Here is an 18,224-nt window from a genome sequence, read left to right as displayed (position 1 = left end):
TGGCACAATCGATCAGCGTGTTGCTGGTCAAGCGTGGTTTCCAGCGCAGCTGCAGGCGGGCTTTTTCCGTCGAGTGGCGAATCCGACGAGGGTCATTTTGTTCAATACCGCGATCTGACTCGCCGTTTACCGTGGCCACACCATCACGGTATCGAACAAAAAGGAGTTGCAATGAGCTTGATTATTTCCATGGCTGCCTTCGCCCTGGCCACGTCCATCACGCCGGGTCCGGTGAATGTGGTGGCGCTGAGTTCGGGGGCTCGCTTCGGTTTTGTCGCCAGCCAGAAGCATGTGTTCGGTGCTGCCGTCGGCTTCACGCTGTTGCTGGTGTTGATTGGGCTGGGCTTGCATGAGGTGCTGGTGCGCTGGCCGATTTTGACCCAGTTGATCCAGTGGGGCGGGGTGGCCTTCCTGCTGTACATGGCCTGGAAACTGGCCGCGGACGATGGCCGGCTGGATGCCGAGGGCGCCGCAACGGCGCCGTCGATGGTCTATGGGGCGATCATGCAATGGCTCAACCCCAAGGCGTGGCTGGCCTGCGTGGCCGGGATGGGCTTGTTTGTGGCGGATGGCGATGCCGCACAGGTCTGGCTGTTTGCGGCGCTCTATCTGGTGATCTGCTACCTGTCGGTGGCGTGCTGGGCCTACGCTGGTACATTCCTGCGCCGCTACCTCGGCAACCCTCAGGGCGTTCGCGTGTTCAACCGCTCAATGGCCGCGTTGCTGGTGGCCAGTGTGGGTTATTTATTGATGGCTTGAGCCGGTCGCGGTACTGCCCCGGTGTGGCAGCAAAATGCTGCTTGAAGGTGCGCTGGAAGTGCGCCTGGTCGGCAAAGCCTGCGGCCAGCGCGACATCGGCGATCAGTTCCCCCTGGCGCAATTGCGCGCGGGCAAACTGGATACGCTGGTTGACCAGGAATGCATGGGGCGTCAGGCCGTAATACTGCTTGAACGCACGGATCAGGTAGGACGGTGAAAGCTCGGCTGCTACACAGATATCTTCCAGTTTGAGGGCGTCGGTGCAGTGTTCGCGGATGTAGTCGGCGGCGCGTTCCAGCTTGTGGTTGACCTCACGCACCGGCGTGCCGGAGGGGTTGAGGCGCTGTTGAACTTCAGTGAAGTAACTCACCAGCGCGCTCTGTTTTTGCAGGTGTTCGGCCTGTTCATCCGCCAGTATCCCGTACAACTCCAACAGGCCATCGTAGAGCACCGTGTCCCGGGTGTAGGGCGTGTTGAATGGGCGGTAACCCTGGTCCGTGCCGAACCCCAACTGGTGCTGCAAGTCGGTCAGCCAGGGCGTGTCGATGTACAGCATCTGGTAGGACCACGGCTCATTGGCGATGGGGTTGCAGGCGTGTACGTCGCCAGGGTTCATCAACACCACCGTGCCGGCGCTGATCTCAAACGTTTCGGCGCCGTAGTGGTAATAGCTGCGTCCGGTGGTGACTACTCCGATGGAGAAATGCTCATGCGCGTGACGGCTATAGGTCACCTTGCGCCCATCGGCGATGGTGCGCGCTTCAACGAAGGGCAGGCGCTCGTCGCGCCAGAAGCGGGGCGAATCCAAAGGGTGAGTGATGGCGTTCGGCAACATGAAGAGGGTTCCATCCTGAGCGACGTCGAGCGGCGATCATTACACAGCCCGGCGCCCCATCGCCATGCTTGTCAGACCAGCAACGCCGCGCGGTCGCCATTGGGCACCAGGCGATTGATATACGCTGTCCACGGGTCGTACCCGCCAGCCGCCTGTTTAAGCGTGAGCGGGTTGGCCGCACGCTCGCGCAGCGCCGCACTGCCCAGCAGCAGTTGGCGCTGGACGATCAGCGTCGCCAAAGCGCTGGAGCGTGCGGAGTTGAATGTCTGCGGCGCGCGGGGCCTGCGCTCATCCGGGTTGCGCCATTGGGGCATGGGCAGGGTGAGGTCGAGTTTGCGGATGATCACTTCGGGTTGCAGCGACGGGAGCGCAGATTTATCGGGCGCACGGCCTTCTGCATAGGCGGGCCAGTTGAATCGCTTCCACGCATGGGGCCTGGGCGTGTTGCCCTCGGCAGTCGCCTGGATGACGTGGGCGTATTCAAGGTCGCGTCGCGGCAGGATGACATGGTGCAGGGGGAAAAATTCATAGAAATACCGGTCGCTGAAGTACTGGACATAAACCAGTGTTGCAAACCGGCCATGAGTGGCTGCCTTGCTGAGGCTGAAGCACTCAACCTGTCCATACTCCAGTGCTTCGCGTCTTGGCAGTGACAAATGTGACAGCCAGTGAGTGACGGTCTCCACATACGCCACCTGCAATTGATCCAGCCTACGGGTGAAGGCGTTGCCAAATCGGGCGTTGATGTTGTTCAGTTGGTGGAAGTTCTTCGCCACTTCCGGGTAGTCGAGGCTGTCTTCGGACGTGCGCCAACGCTTGGCCTGAGCTTTCAGCTCACCTGCCATGTGCAGTTCAACCAGGGTGTACTGCTTTGTATCCGGCGGCGATTCCAGGATGGGTGCTTGCAGCTCTGTCTGTTGCGGGTAGACCCGTTGCAGGTCTTGAAGCGCTGTCTCGTGAAGCGAAGTGAACGCTGAAGAGAAGGTCTCCAGCGCATTTTTCAGGCGCTCGCGTTGTTTGTTGAGCGCCTTTATGGCTTCGTTGGTCTCAATGGCGGTGTAAGTCTCGCCCTTTGCCAACACGCCGTTGGCGACCGCCCAATCAACAATCGGCGCGGTTACATTGTTATGGTTGAGAAATCGTGTCCATCTGGCTGACGCCGGCATGTGGGCGAGGGTCATTAAGTCGTCGTAGCTCAGTTGACGCGACGAGCCCGACAATTCCTGCTCGGTGTACATGACGTAGTGTTTGAACAGCACCCAGGCTTGGGAGGTCATGAAGGGCAATGCTTCTGGAATATTTCGAATCAGGAACTCCGGCGATTTGTTGGACAGCAGCACGTGTGCGGCCAGGGCTGCTGTTGGGCGTGAAAGCGCCGTCAGGCTGGCTTCGATGATTTCGCGGACGAACGCAAGGGACTCCCCCCATAGGTAGCTGTCCGTCAGGTCGAACACGTTGATCGAACCCTGGGGTGCATTCAATGCAGGGTCCAGGCTCAGTATCAGCGCGGCCAGCACCAATGCCTTACGGCTGGCACGGGTGGTGGTTTCACCGGCGTCGCGCCCATGCCAATCGACCTGGTTTGACAACTCTTCGCCGAGCGCCAGGGCGCGGGTGGAATGCAGTAGGTGAGACAGCAAAAAGTCTGCTTCGGCGCGCACGTCGTGCACAGGCCTGTCTTTCAGGATCGGTTCGCTAAGGTAGGTAAACAGGTGGGAGTACGTCTGCGGAAGGGTGCGCCGACTGATATCGAGGATCAGCTGGTTTTGGGGCCGCGACAAGGTCCAGCGTGAAGGTTGCGCCAGGGTCAGTGCTCCCCAGTACTGGCTGGACTGAGGTTTGATGGTCAAAGGGATTGCCAGCAGGCGAGCGGTCTTAAGTGCTTCACCCGCGTTGCTGGGGGCTTCGACGTCACAGAGCGCGAGCGCCTGCTTGAGGGAGACCTCGCCATTACTGCGCAATTCGCCTCCGTTGTTTCGGACGGCAATCAGCAGCGGCGGTAGCAGCGCTCGCAGGCGCTCATTCTCCAGTACTTCAGCACTGAGTTGCTTCCACTGCCCGTCCAGCCCCCGGGCGCCCATATGCGCAACGGTGAGTAACACATGGCTGCCCGGGTCAATGCCTTTAGCATCGCGCAGGGCGATGAAATCCGAGTGCTCTGTCAGCTTCACCAGCAATTGACGGGCCTTTTCCAGCCCAGGCCCGAAGACATCCGGGTCCATGTCGACGATCCGGTTGAGCTCGATTCTATCCGCCGCTTGTTTACCTAAAGCGGTTTGTTGCAGCGCGACCTGCATGTGGTAACGATCATTTAGCAGGCCCAGGTAGTAGCGATGGGCATAGACCGCAGAGAAGGAGCGTGCCCATTCACTGATGTAGGGCACGACAGGTGGCGACCATTGGCGTAACAACGCCAGCAGTTGCGTCAAATCGCCTCCGCTGGCAGGGCGTTCGATACCGTAGACGGACAACAAGGAGGCCACGCTGAATGTCTCATCCTGGTACACATTGCTCTGGAGTGTGGCGGCCAGTCGCTCCAACTCTTGCCACCGAGGTGTATCCGAGGGCGGAATATAACGAGTGTTGTTCTGACGGCTGGGCGGGAGGATGCACAGCGCGCGCATTTCGTAATCGTAATAGTAGCTGGCGGTTTTTTCGGCATCCCTGTCGAGGCCCAGTTTCCCGATAAGCGCACCCAGCAGTCGGGTCGCGTATTTCATGGTATGGGCCAGCAGCGAGTCAGAGCGCAAGGCGATGTGTTTGCGGTACACCTGGAGCCAATCAAAATCTTGGTCGCCGTTGCGGGTTTCCTCCAGTACGCGAATCAACTGCTGGTAGTCCAATTGCTGGTTCTTCAGCTCGCTATGAATAACCGACTTGCTGTGGCCGCTGTCATCAATGCCAGGAAAACCGTTGAGCGCGTGTAGCTCATCGACAATCACCTGCACCTGCAAGCTGTTGTCGGGCAGCGGGTAGCCATGGAAGGCAAGGGCCAGTTTCAAGGGCAATGTGCGGTCCTCGATCTCGAAACGGTTGCCCAGATAGGGCATGCCAACGTTGCCGGTGTCGATGACTTGGGTGATCGCCAGGATCGGGTACGCCACTTCCCGCCATCCCGAGTCATCAGCCAGTGTGAAGGTGTGCAACGGCGCGTGGTGGGGCGCCTGTTTCCTCGCTTTTAAACGGGTGCCTTGCAGAAACAACGTTGGCAGGTCCAGGTCAAGAGCATCTGCCCAATCCAGAAAGGCCGGTTGATTGATCGCTTTCCAGTACACGGCCAGCCAACTGCTGAGTAGTGAGTCTTCGGGAATGGTGACGCGCAGCTCATGCAGCGAGCGCGGCGGGGTTGGGCCTAATGCCACTGACAGTGTGTTGATCAGGTTGGCGGCCAGGGTCTGGCTGGCCTTGAGTCCCATGCTTTGCGCCTGGCTCAGATAGTCGGGTGAAGGGGAGAGGTTTTCAACGGGTTGGGTGAAATGACGCAGATGCTCCATGGCGATGAGGCTCGCTGAGTAAAGGGAGCTTACATCGTCCAATGCCCTGGCGTTGGACGACAGGGGGCGCTTCCTCTCGGGCGGTGGCTTAAATCAGCCGCTTGAGTAGGCGGTTAGATATCCCTTCGTTGCCGAAACCAACGGCCACCTTGTCGGTTTCGCCCAAATCAAGTGGCGTGCTGAACACGCGGTGATCTCAGCGCCCGATGTTGCTGAACTGCAACGCCTGTACCTCCAAGAGCGCTTCACTGGCCTGGGCATCGGCTATCGACTGTTGACGGCGGCCGAGGAGCGGGCGGCGCAAGGGGGCGCTTCATTGTTGTGGGCGACCGTGTGGGTGGGGAATGAACGGACCCTGGGAGTTTATCCAAAACGTGGCTACGTGTTACTCGGTTCGCCGACGTATAGCTTCCAGGGCGAAACCCATCAGAACCGCTTGTTTGGCAAAGCGCTGTCTCTCACAACTGCATAGGCAGAAATACCCGGCTGCTACCCTCAGGTTTGCAGGGCACTTCACCGAACGAGAATACGCTCGGCATCGGGGGTTGGTTGGTCGCTGATTTCAACATGCGCTGCGTTCATCTCTAGAGCGCCATGACCATTTCATGCCACGCCATGCCACCGTGATCCGACGGCGAAGGTCGCACATAGTCATAGCCCATGCGCTCGTACAACGGCACGTGATGTTTTTTGCACATCAAGTGAATCGCCTGCTTGCCCATGGTGCGCATGCGCTGCACAAACTCTGTCATCAACGCCTTGGAATAGCCCTTACCCTGATGCGCCGGGTCGACCACCACCGACATGATCACCACATTCGGCGCCTCGGCCGAATGGCCCACCAACTCCTTGAACGCCTCGTCCGACATCACCACGTCATAAGCGCAACCGCAGTTGATGAAACCCACGGTTTGGCCCTCGGCCTCCAGAATCAAAAAGCCTTGCGGGTACTGCGCAATGCGCGTGGCGATCTTTTCCAGGGTCGCGGCTTCGTCGCCTTCGTAGGCGCTGATCTCGATGTCAAAGCAACGGGCGGCGTCGGCGGCTACGGCGTTGCGGAAGGTGAGGGCGGGCATGGACGTTTCCTGAGGCGTTGAGCGAGAGGCCACATGATAGACAAACATCGACCCCAGCAACACAAAACCCCCTGTAGAGCACTCCCTAAAGACCTGAATGGGCTTGTTGTGGTGAGTGAGCTTGTTGTGGTGAGCGGGGCAAGCCCGCTCACCACAACAAGCCGGTTTGCCATAAAAAAGCATCTGACGAGCTATCCAAAAATTAGAAAACCCGCCAAGGCGGGGTTTCTGATTGCTCAAGTTGCAGGCGGCGAATGTATCAAACCCCACCCACCAGCTTCCCCCCCTTCATCCGACGCTTATACGCACTGTCCCGGCTCGCCAACCAGAAATACAACGGCGACGTCACCACCAACCCCACCACCCAGGACAAGTCCGCCCCGTTGATGTGTTCCGAAATCGGCCCCACATACAGCGGCGTATTCATAAATGGAATCTGCACCACAATGCCGACCGCATACGCCAACAGCGCCTGTGGGTTGTACCGCCCGTAAATCCCGCCATCCACGCGGAAGATCGAGGCAATGTCGTATTTGCCCTTATGGATCGCGTAGAAGTCGATCAGGTTGATCGCCGTCCACGGCACCAGTACCACCAGTAGCACCAGCACCATGTCGACGAAGTGGCCGATGAAGTCCTTGGAGGCAAACACCGCGGCAATCGCACAGGCCGCCAGCACCAGGATCGAGATCACCGCGCGGCTTTTGGCCGTTGGAATCCAGCGGTAGGCAAAGGTCTGCACCAGGGTGATGATCGACAGTACGGCACCGTACAGGTTGAGGGCGTTGTGGCTGATCACGCTGAGCAGGAACAGCACCAGCATCAATGGGCCGATCGCGCCGGTGGCGAGTTTGACCGCGTCCATGGTGTCCATGCCGACTGGCGTGGCGAGGACGGCGACGGCGCCGAAGATGAACGACAGGCTGGAGCCCAGGGCCGAGCCGAGGTAGGTGGTCCAGAAGGTGGATGCGACCGGCACGTCTGCCGGCAGGTAGCGGGAGTAGTCGGACACATAAGGGGCGAATGCGATTTGCCACAGCGCCGCCAGGGACACGGTTGCCAGCCAACCGGAGATGTTGAATTCACCGCGGGTCAGGAAGTCGGTGGTTTGCACGTGAGTAAAAATATAGCCAAACCCCAGCACGATCCCGGCGCCCAACACCCAAGTGCCGATGCGGTTGAGCACGTGGATGAAGCGGTAGCCGATGATGCCGATGATCCCGGAACCAATGGCGCCGATCACGATGCCCACCGGCACGGGCACCGCGTCGACTACGCCGTGCAGGGATTTACCCGCAAGTACGATGTTGGAGGCGAAGAAACCGATGTACATCACGCCGGCGATCACCACCACCAGCAAGGCGCCGAGGGAGCCGAACTGGGCGCGGCTCTGGATCATTTGCGGGATGCCCATTTGCGGGCCCTGGGCTGAGTGCAGCGCCATCAGCACGCCGCCGACCAGGTGGCCGACGAGAATGGCGACGATGCCCCAGAGGAGGTTGAGGTGGAACAGTTGCACACCCAGCGCACCCGTGACGATCGGCAGCGGCGCAATGTTGCCGCCGAACCACAAGGTGAACAGGTCTCTTACCTTTCCATGGCGATCTTCCGGAGGCACGTATCCAATCGTGTGTTTTTCGATAAGCGGGGCGGAGGATGTTGCAGTGGTGACCATGACGAACTCCAAGGCAAGGTGAGTACGTTGACGTACTTCGCTGTGCGCCACGTGCGCGGCGCTTTGTTGTTGGAGTGATGATCTGCAATGGGCGCAGGGAGGTAAATTAGTAAGTTTGTTGCTATAGACCTTAAAAAATATAGCTCGCAGCCGTGCCGCGCTCCGGTATGTTGCCTACACCTGTTTAGCGGGCGAAGTCCCACGTTTCTGGAGGTCCCGATGGCTGCGTACAACCTGCGCCAACTCAGATATTTCGTCACCACGGCCGAATGCGGCAGCGTCGCCGAGGCCTCGCGCAAGCTGTACATCGCGCAGCCGTCGGTGTCCACGGCGATCAAGCAGTTGGAAGACAGCTTTGGCGTGCAGCTGTTTATCCGTCATCACGCCCAGGGGGTGTCGCTGACGCCCAGCGGCGCACGCTTCTATCGCAAGGCCCTGGAACTGCTGCGCGTAGCCCATGAGTTCGAGCAGAACGCCCTCGCGGACAATGACGTGGTGGCGGGGCAAATCGATATCGGCTGCTTTGAAACCGTGGCGCCGCTTTACCTGCCCCGCTTGATCGCCGGCTTCAAGGCGCGTTGGCCGGGGGTGGAGATCCGCATTCGTGATGGCGAGCAGCAGGAACTGGTGCAGGCGTTGACGGCGGGCAGTATCGACGTGGCGATGCTGTTCGAACATGACCTGGGCACGACCATCGAAACCACGCCATTGATGCCGCCGCAGCAGCCCTATGCGCTGTTGCCGGCGGATCATCGTTTCGCGCAGCAGGCCAAGGTCTCACTGGCGGACCTGGTGCTGGAGCCGATGATCTTGCTGGATGTGCTGCCGAGTCGCACCTACTTCGTGAGCATCTTTGAAGAGCGCGGGCTGACGCCGAATATCGTGTTCAGCTCGCCGTCCATCGAGATGGTGCGGGGGATGGTGGGGCGGGGGTTCGGGTTTTCCATCCTGGTGACCAAGCCGTTTACCGAATACACCTACGATGGGCAGAAAGTGGTGTGTGTGCCGTTGGCAGAAACGGTGACCGGTTCAGGCTTGTCGGCAGTCTGGCTTCGCCGCGCGCCGTTGACCAAGCCGGTGCAACTGTTTGTCGATTACTGCCGCGAAGAACTCGCCCGACTCCTCGCCTAGGGCTCCGGCCGTAGGAACCGAGCTTTTGTAGTGAGCGAGCTTGCCTCGCGCGGGGCAAGCCCGCTCACCACAAAAACAAGGCCACAGGGATTTGCATGAAGTGTTCAGGCGCGAATCGAGTCCAGCATCCGCCCCAGCATAGCGTCACACCCCGCCAGTTGCTCCAGGCTGACAAACTCATCCGGCTTATGCCCCTGGTCCATGCTCCCCGGCCCGCACACCACCGTGGGAATGCCCACGGCGTCAAACAACCCACCCTCGGTACCAAACGCTACCGTACCGAACGCCCGCGAGCCGGAAAACGCCGCGATCAACTCCGCCGCCTGGCTGCGCTCATCGGTGACCAAGCCTGGGTAGGCCGACAACTCAGTAAAGTGAATCGCACTCTGCGCACTCACCGCCTGCATGCGCGGCAACACCTGCTGCTCGGCGTAGGCCTTCAGTTCTTCAGCCACTTCGGCGGGGTCCTGCGACGGCAACGCACGCACTTCAAAATCGAACCGGCAATCCGCCGGGACGATATTCAGGGCCTTGCCACCGCTGATCACACCGGTTTGCACCGTGCTGAACGGCGGATCAAACCGCGCATCCTGGGTCTCCCGCAGCCGCTGGCCAATCCGTCCCAGCTCACCAATCAGCTCGGCAGCATGCTCAATCGCATTCACGCCATACGGTGCATAGGCCGAATGGCATGCCTCGCCGTGCACGTCGCAGCGCATCGCCAACTTGCCCTTGTGGCCGAGCACCGGCTTGAGTTCGGTCGGTTCGCCGATGATGCACAGCATGGGTTTCACTGGCCGTTCTTCAAGCACCTTGAGTAACGAACGCACGCCCAGGCAACCGACTTCTTCGTCATAGGACAGTGCGATGTGCACCGGCATCCGCAACGGCGCCGCGACCAACGCCGGCACCAGTGCCAACACGCAGGCGATATAACCCTTCATGTCGGCGGTGCCGCGGCCGAACAGCTTGCCGTCGCGTTCGGTCAGCTCGAACGGCGGTACGGTCCAGGGCTGGCCGTCCACCGGTACCACATCGGTGTGCCCCGACAGCACGATCCCCGGCAACTCAACCGGACCCACGCTGGCATACAAATTGGCCTTGCTGTGATCTTCGTTGTAGACCAACTCGCTGGATACCCCGAAACCGGCCAGGTAATCGCGTACAAACTCGATCAGTTGCAGGTTGGATTCGCGGCTGGTGGTGTCAAACCCCACCAGCGCCTGCAGCAGTTCGCGGCTGGCGCTCATCGGTCGTCTCCGGCCACGCCGTAGCCAGGGGAGCGGTCCGGGGCAAGGGCGCGGTCGATGTAGTCCTGCACTTGCGGGCGATAGGCCTCCCAGAGCTTTTGCAATTCAAGGATCGGTTGTTCATCGGCCCAATCCACGCGCAGGTTGATGATGGGCCAGGTCAGTTCGCCCACCACCACCAGCGCGGCGGAGTGCACCGGGCCGGCTTCGCCACCGGCGGCGATGGCGGCATGCATCGCCGCTAGCAACCGGTCCGCCAACTGGCCTTCACCTTGCTCGAAGGCCGTGATCATCGCCTCGATCACCGTGCGGTCGGCGAGCATGTTGCCCGCCGCCACACATTGTTCGCCCGACACGGCGTTGTGGGTGCCGAGGGTTTCGCTGCCGCTGAAATGCACGCTGCGGCCCAGGTGATCAATCGCCGTCAGTTGCCGGTACTGGCTGTAACCGTTGCGCGTCAGCGCCTTGTCGACCGCATCGGCGGGTGTGAGGCCTTGCTCCAACAGGTCCAGCACGTCCGGGCCCAGGGCCGGGAGGGTGATGTTCTGGGTCGACACCGCGCCCACGCCGGGCCGCAGCCACGGGCAACGGGCACCTACGGCAATGCTCGATGAGCTGATGGCAATGCCCAACTGGCCGGTTTCGGCACAACGGCCGACGATTGAAAAGGTCATGTGCGGCTCCTTACTCTGGAATAACGGCGATCACATCGATTTCCATCAACCACTGCGGCTGACCGAGCGCCGATACGACCAGCCCGGTGGAAATCGGGAACACGCCCTTGAGCCATTTGCCGACTTCCTGATACACCGGCTCGCGGTAGCGCGGGTCGATCAGGTAGGTGGTGGTCTTGACGATATGCGACAGGTCGGAACCGGCCTCTTCCAGCAGTTGCTTGACGTTTTTCATCGCTTGCTCAGCCTGGGCGCGCGGGTCGCCAAGGCCGATCAGGTTACCTTCGAAATCCGTGCCCACCTGGCCGCGCACGTACACGGTATTGCCGGCACGTACGGCCTGGCACAGGTCGTTGTCCAGGCTCTGGTTAGGGTAGGTTTCCTTGGTGTTGAACATGCGGATGCGAGTGTGAGTAGGCATCAAAAACTCCGGCAATAAAGGGATCAGGCGCTGACAGGGGAGGGACGAACCACCGGGGCGGCTTCGCGGTATTCAAGGTATTGACGCTGTATGGCGATGTGGTCGGCCACATACTTGGCGTCATGCCAGACGCCCCAGATAAACGATGAACCCCGACGCGATTGCCATGGCAAGCCGAGGAAGTAGATCCCGGCTTCGCTGGACACGCCGCGCTGGTGCTGGGGCTTGCCGGCTTCGTCGAAGGCGGCGACCTTCAACCAGCTGTAGTCCACGGCAAACCCGGTGGCCCAGATGATTGAGGTGACACCGGCCTGGGCCAGGTCCAGTTCCAGGATCGGGTGCTTGATGCAGTCGGCGTCAGGGAATACGCGACGCGCTTCGGGCTCCAGCGGCAGATCGACGCCGTTACGCTCGATATAGGCGTCGGCTGCGTCCAACAGGGCCAGGTAGTTTTCATCGCCGCGTGCCAGGTTTTCCACCAGGTTCGGCTGGAAGCTGGCGACACTGCCGTTGAAGGCTTGCGTGAGGCCGACCAGGGTCATGCCTTGCTGGGCCAGCTCACGGAAGTCGATGGTCTTGCCGCCGTGTGCGCCGCTGACCGCGATGGTCACGTGCTCACGGCCGGGTTTCATGGCCGCCTGGTCCCACTCGCCCAGCACCCCCAGCCACCAGCAGAAGTCGCGATTGCGATAGGCGCGGGGCGGGCGGTCGTGGGCACCGACCGAGAGATACACCTGGCGTCCGGAGCGCTGCAATTCATCGGCGATCTGCACGCCGGAGGAACCCGCGCCCACCACCAGCACCGCACCGGCCGGCAATTGCGCGGGGTTGCGGTAGTCGGCGGAGTGGATCTGGTGCAGCGCGCTGTCTTTCGGCGCGATGGCCGGAATCACTGGTTTTTGGAACGGCCCGGTGGCGGCGACCACACGGTTGGCCTCGATCACGCCTTCGCTGGTGTGCACGGTAAAGCCTGGGCGGCCGACATTACGCACCACGGACAGCACATCCACGCCGGTACGGATCGGCGCATTGAACTTGCGGGCATAGGCTTCAAAGTAATCCGCCACATGCTCTTTCGGCGCAAATCCATCCGGAGCGACCGTGTCGAATTCCAGCCCCGGAAAGCGGTCATGCCAGGCCGGCCCATTGGCCACCAGCGAATCCCAACGCCCGGTGCGCCAGCGCTCGGCGATACGGCTGCGCTCCAGCACCAAGTGGGGCACCCCTTGCTTGCTCAGATGCTCGCTCATGGCCACGCCAGCTTGGCCGGCGCCTACCACCAGCGTGTCTGTTTTTGTTATTGCTTGAGTCATGTCTCTGTCCTTGCGTAATGCAGTTGGATTCAGCGTTGGCATGACTTCAAGGCTAGGGGGAGGGGGGTTATAAATAAAATATTATTAAGCTGGGAAGTGAGCATAAATATCGGATGCAGGGCTGACCAAGCGACTGGCAAGCAGCGTCTTTGGTGAACCCGCTTACCACTAAAACTCCCCGGAATACTTCACCGCTGCCGCCGCCCGCGACGGCACATCCAGCGTGCGCAACAACGACGACACATGGATGCGCACGGTAAACGGCGAGATATCCAGGGCCTTGGCGATTTCCTTGTTGGTCTTGCCTTGGGCGATCAGGCGCAGCACGTCCTGCTGGCGGGCGGTGAGGGTGTGGGTGTCCAGCGGCAGCAGGCCGGAGGGGGCGAACTTGACCAGCACTTCGCCTTCGCGGATGGCCAGCAGGGCCTGGCCGATCTCATCGGGGGCGATGTTCTTGCCAATGAAGCCATCTGCGCCCAGGGCCATGACCTGATCGATCAATGCCGGGTCATCCACCATCGACACCACGATCAACGTGGTGCGCCGCAGTTGCTGGCGCAGGTCGACCAATTGGCTCATGCAGGTCAGGCCGGGGAAGCGCAGGTCGAGGATCAGGGTATCGACCTCGCCGCCTTCTCGGATCAGCGCGAGCACCGTTTCCAGGTCGCCAGCTTCCTGCATCAAAGCGTCCGGCAGTATGCGCTGTACGGTGCGCAACATGGCCTCGCGAAACATCGGGTGATCGTCGGCGATGATGATGCGACCGGTCATAGGAGTGCTCCTTCCTGGGGCAAGGCTGTGCAGTTGCATGCTACCTTACCACCGCGCCCTGGGCCTGCCTGGGGGGTGTGAAGGAATTGATGACTGCCGCACAAGGACGTAACCCCATGAGTCTTGAGACCAACTCCGAACTCGATCAAGCCAACCTGCGCATTGTGGTGGCCAGCATTGCCATTGTGTATATCGGCGCGCTGGGCTTCCTGCCCGGACAGTCGGTGGACACCTACCTGCCGGTGATCCTGTATATCTTCCTGTTCCTGCTGGCCTCCATAGTCTTGCGCCAGGTGATTGTGCGCTGGCCCGGGCATTATCCGGCGCGGCGGATCTTCGGCATGCTTCACGACTACACCGGCACCTCGTTCGGTATGGTGGTCGGCGGCGAGGCGGCCTTGCCATTGTATGCGGTGATGGTGTGGGTCAACCTCGGTAATGGCATGCGCTACGGCTCGCGATACCTGGCGATTGCCACGGCGTTGGCGTTGCTGGCGCTGCTGATCGTGTATCGCCTCACGCCGGTGTGGCAGGCGCAACCTTTCATGGTGCTGATGCTGATGATCACCAGCACGGTGATCCCGGTGTACGCGCATATCCTGCTGGAGCGCACGCGCAAGGCATCTGAGCAGGCCATCGCCGCCAACCTGGAAAAATCCCGTTTCCTCGCCCAGGCCAGCCATGATTTGCGCCAACCCATCCACTCCATCGGCCTGTTCACCGCGTGCCTGCGCGAAGCCCGGCTGGGCGATGAAGAGCGGCGCCTGGTGGATAACATCGACCGTTCGCTGCTGAACGTGTCGCAATTGTTCCGCTCGATTCTCGACCTCTACACCCTCGACAACGGCCGCCTGCTGCCTAAATACCAGGCGGTACACCTGGGCGAGTTCCTTGCCGACCTGGTGCGCCAGAACGCCGAGGCCGCGCGCTGGGCGGGGGTGGAATTGCGCCTGCGGCCGTGCGCGCACTGGGTGCTGGTCGACCCGGCGCTGTTGGCGACCATGGTGCAGAACGTGCTGTCCAATTGTTTCAAATATGGCGCGCATCGTCCGGTGCTGATCGGCGTGCGCATTCGCGACGGCGGCTTGGCGGTGGAGATTCATGACCGGGGGCGAGGGATTGCCGAGGAGCATCTGTCAAAGGTCTTCGAGGAGTTTTATCGGGTACGCCACCTGCGTGACAAAGACGTCGAAGGCGTGGGCCTCGGGCTGTCCATCGTCAAGCGTTTGGGGCAGTTGATGGGGGTTCAAGTGAGCCTGCGTTCACGAGTGGGTCATGGCACTTCCGTAAGCCTGTATGGCCTCACCCTGGCCACCGCGCCGCGAGCAACGGCTCCGCGTGATGACACGCGCCAAGCCGGGTTGCTCACCGGGTTGAAGGTGTGCCTGGTGGAAGATGACCACAACGTGTTGCTCGCCACCCAGGCGCTGCTGGAGCGCTGGGGATGCGAGGTGCAGGCGGCGTCCTCGGGGCGTGATCTGGTGAGTGATTGCGACATCATCGTCGCCGACTACGATCTGGGTAACCACGCCACCGGTATCGAATGCATTGATGCCCTGCGCGAACAACGTGGCTGGGCGGTCCCGGCGCTGATCCTCACCGGGCACGATGTGGAGAAAATCCAGGCCGCGTTGCACGACCGTCAGATCGCCATTCTCTCCAAGCCTGTGCGCCCCGCTGAACTGCGCGGTGTTCTGCGGGACCTGAGCCAGGAGGCGGTTACTGGGTGAAGCCCTGAAGGGGGTTGCCGCGTGCACCTTTGGGCTGGCAGTAGGCGGCAGGCTTCATCAGCCCAAAGCTCGCCACCGCGAACGCTCCGCCGCTGGCACCGCTGGGCACTGAGCAGTTGTACTCGCCGGATGCTGCGCTGGCGACGTAGTAGGTGGTCATCGAGTCGCTGCGCACATTGGAGATACGCTTGACCGGCTCACCCAGGTTGGTTTCCGACAGCGTCTTGAGGTGGTCTTCGGTAGGCTTGATGTTGCTGCAGCCGGCCACGCCGATGATCAGGGCACCCAACAGGGTAAGGCGGGTAACAGAGGATTGCAGTTTCATGGTGCTTCTTCCTTGGGGTTGTTATGGTTTTTCCAGCGCACAACGCGCCCACGCGCAAGAGATGCACGGTGCCGAAGGAGCGCTGGAAGTGTCGGGGAATATAGCGCCGCAGGGGGGAGGGGTCGATTAGCACAAGTGTGCTAATGGCACGATGATTTCATGGAAGGAGCGTGAAATGCTGGAGATAAAACGGGCTACCCCAGAACACGCCCAGGTGGCGTTCGACATCCGCTTGCAGGCCATTCGCGGCCAATGCATCGGCGCGTACACGCGCGAGCAAATGCTGCTGTGGACGCGGGGTAAGGCCGAAGATGGTTACAGCGCGCTGATGGATAAACCGTTTTACCTGGGGTGGGTGGAGGGTCAGGCGGTCGTCACTGGAATGCTTGATCCGGACAACAATGAAGTCGGCGCGCTGTTCGTCCTGCCGGATCACACCGGATGCGGCTATGGCAAGGCGATGCTGGATTTTCTAGAGGACCAGGCGCATAAGCGGGGCATCCTCACATTGGTGCTGGATTCGACGCTGAATGCAGTGGATTTCTACCGCGCGCACGGGTATGCGGGAGATGAGCAGGCGGTCTATCACTCACCATCAGGGTTGCAGTTGGCCTGTATCCCGATGACTAAACACCTTACGACCTGATGCCCAACCCCTGTAGGAGCCGGCTTGCCGGCGAAAAAATCACGGACGCCGCACTCATCCAGAACACCAGTGTCATCGTTGCCGATTTTCGCTGGAAAGCCAGCGCCTACAGTGGAACTGTTTCAATCATCAAAACGTGCCTGTAGGCGTTCGATGACCTGCGCCACCGAGGCTCCGTGGATTACCGGTGGTGTGAGGCTCTCGCCAAACTCACGCCACACAAACAGCGTTAACTCCGCGCCATCGGTCAACGTTTGCGTCGGGGGCTGCGAGCCAAAATCCTGCAGCAAGCGATACCGATCATCCCGCCAGAATGCTTCCTCCACCCAGTCGTACACCGGTATGAAATGAAAATGCAGCGGGAATCCCGGCATGTGTCCATAGCGGCTGATGTACAGCCATTTCGGCTTGAGCTGCGCTTCTACCACTCGCTGGGTTTTCGCCAGCAGCCCACCCAACTCGGCCAGCGCTGCTTCCGGCATGTCGGCCAGGGAATGGATCGGTGTCTTGGCGCCCAACATCAGGTAGCCGGGCAACGCCGAGGCCAGGTGGTGGTTGAGCAGCCAGTGTTCGGTTTCGTGAAGGATGTACGCGGGGTCGATGTGCATAAGCGAATCCAGGGGAGCGGTGCGAGCAGGATACCTGTATCCCAGAAAAGCGTTTGATCTGTGCCTATCGCCCGTTGCTCCAGATGATTAGCCTCAAGCCTCGCTAAATAACCATCGAGCCCACCATGGAACTCACTGCCGTCCCTTTTGGCACCACCGACTGGTCTACTGTCGAACCTGCCATTCACCCAGGCATTACCGGCAATGCGTTATGGCGCACCTGCCACTTCGGCACAACCCGCGTGCGCATGGTCGAATATACCCCCGGCTACCTTGCGGATCACTGGTGCTGGAGAGGGCACATTCTGTTGTGCCTTGAAGGCGAGTTGCACACCGAATTGGAAGACGGCCGTCAGTTCACCCTGACGGCCGGAATGAGTTACCAGGTGGGCAATGACATGGAAGGCCATCGCTCATCGACGACTAGTGGGGCGAAGCTGTTTATTGTGGATTGAGGCGCACGATCAACTTGCCGAAATTGCGACCTTCCAGCAGCCCGATGAACGCTTCGGGTGCCCGCGCCAGTCCGTCGACAATGTCCTCGCGCCATTTGAGTTTGCCTTCGGCGATCCACTGCGCGGCGTCGTGCAGGAATTTGTCCTGCTGCTGATCGACAAACTCGGTCTGGATAAACCCACGCACGGTCAGGCTCTTGGCGAGAATGTCATGCATCGTTGCAGGCAATCGGTCCATCGTTGCTTCTTGAAGGGCGTCATCGTTGTAATGAGCGATCAGCCCGCACACGGGTATACGCGCAAAATCATTGAGCAGCGGTCGCACGGCATCCCAGACAGGTCCGGCGACGTTCTCAAAGTACACGTCGATACCCTGGGGGCACGCCATGGCCAGCTGTTCGGCAAAGTCCGCTGCGTGATGGTCAATGACCGCATCAAAGCCGAGTTCGTCTTTCACGAATGCGCACTTATCCGCTCCCCCGGCAATGCCCACGGCACGAGCACCGTGCAGGCGGGCGATCTGGCCGACCACTGAACCGACTGCACCGCTGGCGGCTGCGACGACTACGGTGTCGCCGGGTTTGGGTCTGCCGATATTGAGCAGGCCGGCGTAGGCCGTGAAGCCCGGCATGCCCAGCACGCCGAGGGCGGTGGTCAGCGGTGCGACGCTTGGGTCCAGGCGGCGCAGGTCTTGTCCGTCAGACAACGCGAAGCGCTGCCAGCCGGCGTAGGCCAATACGATATCGCCTGCGTGCCAATCGACGTGACGTGAGTGCTTGATACGCGCCACGGTGCCGCCGACCATCACCTCACCGATGCCCACCGGCTCGGCATACGATTTGGCTGCACTCATGCGCCAGCGCATGTAAGGGTCGAGAGACAGGTAAAGGTTTTCCAGCAGCACCTGTCCATCGTTCGGCTCGGGGATCGGTGCGTACTCAAGGCGGAAATCGCTGGTTTTCGGGCGACCTTCGGGGCGAGCGGCCAATACGACGCGCGGGTTCTGGGGGTTATCCATGATGTTTCTACTCACTGATTGAACAGGCTGAGCAGCGTAGTCA

At 60.7% G+C, this 18,224-nt stretch carries 17 protein-coding genes and 1 pseudogene; 6 read left to right on the top strand and 12 right to left on the bottom strand.

What is annotated here, in order from left to right; translation table 11 throughout:
* Positions 1 to 171: 171 nt before the first annotated feature.
* The gene (locus RB216_RS16360) at positions 172 to 759 is read left to right on the top strand and encodes a LysE family translocator (RefSeq protein WP_028616617.1); all 588 of its coding nucleotides are present in this window, start codon (positions 172 to 174) and stop codon (positions 757 to 759) included.
* On the opposite strand, the gene RB216_RS16355 is transcribed toward RB216_RS16360, so the two are convergent.
* A complete protein-coding gene (locus RB216_RS16355) occupies positions 701 to 1,594 on the bottom strand; it encodes an AraC family ligand binding domain-containing protein (RefSeq protein ID WP_308907556.1) in 894 nt (297 codons plus the stop codon). The genes RB216_RS16360 and RB216_RS16355 overlap by 59 nt on opposite strands.
* A 71-nt stretch (positions 1,595 to 1,665) precedes the next feature.
* Positions 1,666 to 5,088: a hypothetical protein gene (locus tag RB216_RS16350; RefSeq protein WP_308907555.1), complete on the bottom strand. Its 3,423-nt coding sequence runs from the start codon at positions 5,086 to 5,088 to the stop codon at positions 1,666 to 1,668.
* A 127-nt stretch (positions 5,089 to 5,215) separates the two neighbouring features.
* On the opposite strand from RB216_RS16350, the pseudogene RB216_RS16345 reads away from it, so the two are divergent.
* Positions 5,216 to 5,560, top strand: a pseudogene (locus RB216_RS16345) (GNAT family N-acetyltransferase); the annotation flags it as partial.
* Positions 5,561 to 5,672: 112 nt separating this feature from the next.
* Here RB216_RS16345 and RB216_RS16340 read toward each other — a convergent pair.
* Together RB216_RS16340 and RB216_RS16335 are read right to left on the bottom strand one after the other, a co-directional pair.
* Entirely contained in the window at positions 5,673 to 6,164 is a 492-nt protein-coding gene (locus tag RB216_RS16340) for a GNAT family N-acetyltransferase (RefSeq protein ID WP_028616615.1), read from the bottom strand.
* A gap of 259 nt (positions 6,165 to 6,423) precedes the next feature.
* Complete coding sequence (locus tag RB216_RS16335; RefSeq protein WP_308907554.1) at positions 6,424 to 7,839, bottom strand: purine-cytosine permease family protein; 1,416 nt, start codon at positions 7,837 to 7,839, stop codon at positions 6,424 to 6,426.
* A gap of 219 nt (positions 7,840 to 8,058) precedes the next feature.
* Here RB216_RS16335 and RB216_RS16330 point away from each other — a divergent pair, with 219 nt between their 5' ends.
* Complete coding sequence (locus RB216_RS16330) at positions 8,059 to 8,970, top strand: LysR substrate-binding domain-containing protein (protein WP_068934265.1); 912 nt, start codon at positions 8,059 to 8,061, stop codon at positions 8,968 to 8,970.
* 104 nt (positions 8,971 to 9,074) lie between these two features.
* Here the strand turns inward: RB216_RS16330 and argE are convergent, their stop codons facing one another.
* From argE to RB216_RS16305, 5 genes are all read right to left on the bottom strand, one after another.
* Complete coding sequence (gene argE / locus RB216_RS16325) at positions 9,075 to 10,220, bottom strand: acetylornithine deacetylase (RefSeq protein ID WP_305381375.1); 1,146 nt, start codon at positions 10,218 to 10,220, stop codon at positions 9,075 to 9,077.
* Positions 10,217 to 10,894, bottom strand: coding sequence for a DUF1028 domain-containing protein (locus tag RB216_RS16320; protein ID WP_305381373.1), 678 nt, complete (start codon positions 10,892 to 10,894; stop codon positions 10,217 to 10,219). Before RB216_RS16320 ends, argE begins: the two co-directional genes overlap by 4 nt.
* A 10-nt stretch (positions 10,895 to 10,904) precedes the next feature.
* Entirely contained in the window at positions 10,905 to 11,315 is a 411-nt protein-coding gene (locus RB216_RS16315) for a RidA family protein (RefSeq protein ID WP_016969085.1), read from the bottom strand.
* Positions 11,316 to 11,338: 23 nt separating this feature from the next.
* Complete coding sequence (locus tag RB216_RS16310; RefSeq protein ID WP_372514689.1) at positions 11,339 to 12,670, bottom strand: flavin-containing monooxygenase; 1,332 nt, start codon at positions 12,668 to 12,670, stop codon at positions 11,339 to 11,341.
* Positions 12,671 to 12,796: 126 nt separating this feature from the next.
* Complete coding sequence (locus RB216_RS16305) at positions 12,797 to 13,399, bottom strand: LuxR C-terminal-related transcriptional regulator (protein ID WP_028616609.1); 603 nt, start codon at positions 13,397 to 13,399, stop codon at positions 12,797 to 12,799.
* Between the two features lie 116 nt (positions 13,400 to 13,515).
* Between RB216_RS16305 and RB216_RS16300 the strand changes: the two genes are divergently transcribed.
* Complete coding sequence (locus RB216_RS16300; RefSeq protein ID WP_068934255.1) at positions 13,516 to 15,129, top strand: ATP-binding response regulator; 1,614 nt, start codon at positions 13,516 to 13,518, stop codon at positions 15,127 to 15,129.
* On the opposite strand, the gene RB216_RS16295 is transcribed toward RB216_RS16300, so the two are convergent.
* Positions 15,119 to 15,454, bottom strand: coding sequence for a hypothetical protein (locus tag RB216_RS16295; protein WP_028616607.1), 336 nt, complete (start codon positions 15,452 to 15,454; stop codon positions 15,119 to 15,121). The two genes, RB216_RS16300 and RB216_RS16295, sit on opposite strands and share 11 nt — an antisense overlap.
* Positions 15,455 to 15,629: 175 nt before the next feature.
* On the opposite strand from RB216_RS16295, the gene RB216_RS16290 reads away from it, so the two are divergent.
* Positions 15,630 to 16,100, top strand: coding sequence for a GNAT family N-acetyltransferase (locus RB216_RS16290; protein ID WP_308907553.1), 471 nt, complete (start codon positions 15,630 to 15,632; stop codon positions 16,098 to 16,100).
* Between the two features lie 122 nt (positions 16,101 to 16,222).
* On the opposite strand, the gene RB216_RS16285 is transcribed toward RB216_RS16290, so the two are convergent.
* Positions 16,223 to 16,708 (bottom strand): HIT family protein, encoded by a 486-nt coding sequence (locus RB216_RS16285; RefSeq protein WP_068934253.1) that lies wholly within the window; start codon positions 16,706 to 16,708, stop codon positions 16,223 to 16,225.
* Between the two features lie 125 nt (positions 16,709 to 16,833).
* Between RB216_RS16285 and RB216_RS16280 the strand changes: the two genes are divergently transcribed.
* A complete protein-coding gene (locus tag RB216_RS16280) occupies positions 16,834 to 17,163 on the top strand; it encodes a DHCW motif cupin fold protein (RefSeq protein WP_068934251.1) in 330 nt (109 codons plus the stop codon).
* Here RB216_RS16280 and curA read toward each other — a convergent pair.
* Complete coding sequence (curA, locus tag RB216_RS16275; protein ID WP_028616603.1) at positions 17,150 to 18,181, bottom strand: NADPH-dependent curcumin/dihydrocurcumin reductase; 1,032 nt, start codon at positions 18,179 to 18,181, stop codon at positions 17,150 to 17,152. The two genes, RB216_RS16280 and curA, sit on opposite strands and share 14 nt — an antisense overlap.
* Positions 18,182 to 18,224 lie beyond the last annotated feature (43 nt).

Origin of the sequence: Pseudomonas canadensis (genome assembly GCF_030980095.1) — a bacterium.
Taxonomy (GTDB): Bacteria; Pseudomonadota; Gammaproteobacteria; order Pseudomonadales; family Pseudomonadaceae; genus Aquipseudomonas; species Aquipseudomonas canadensis.
The sequence above is the reverse complement of the archived record's forward strand: the minus strand, read 5'-3'. Positions and strand labels throughout refer to the sequence as shown.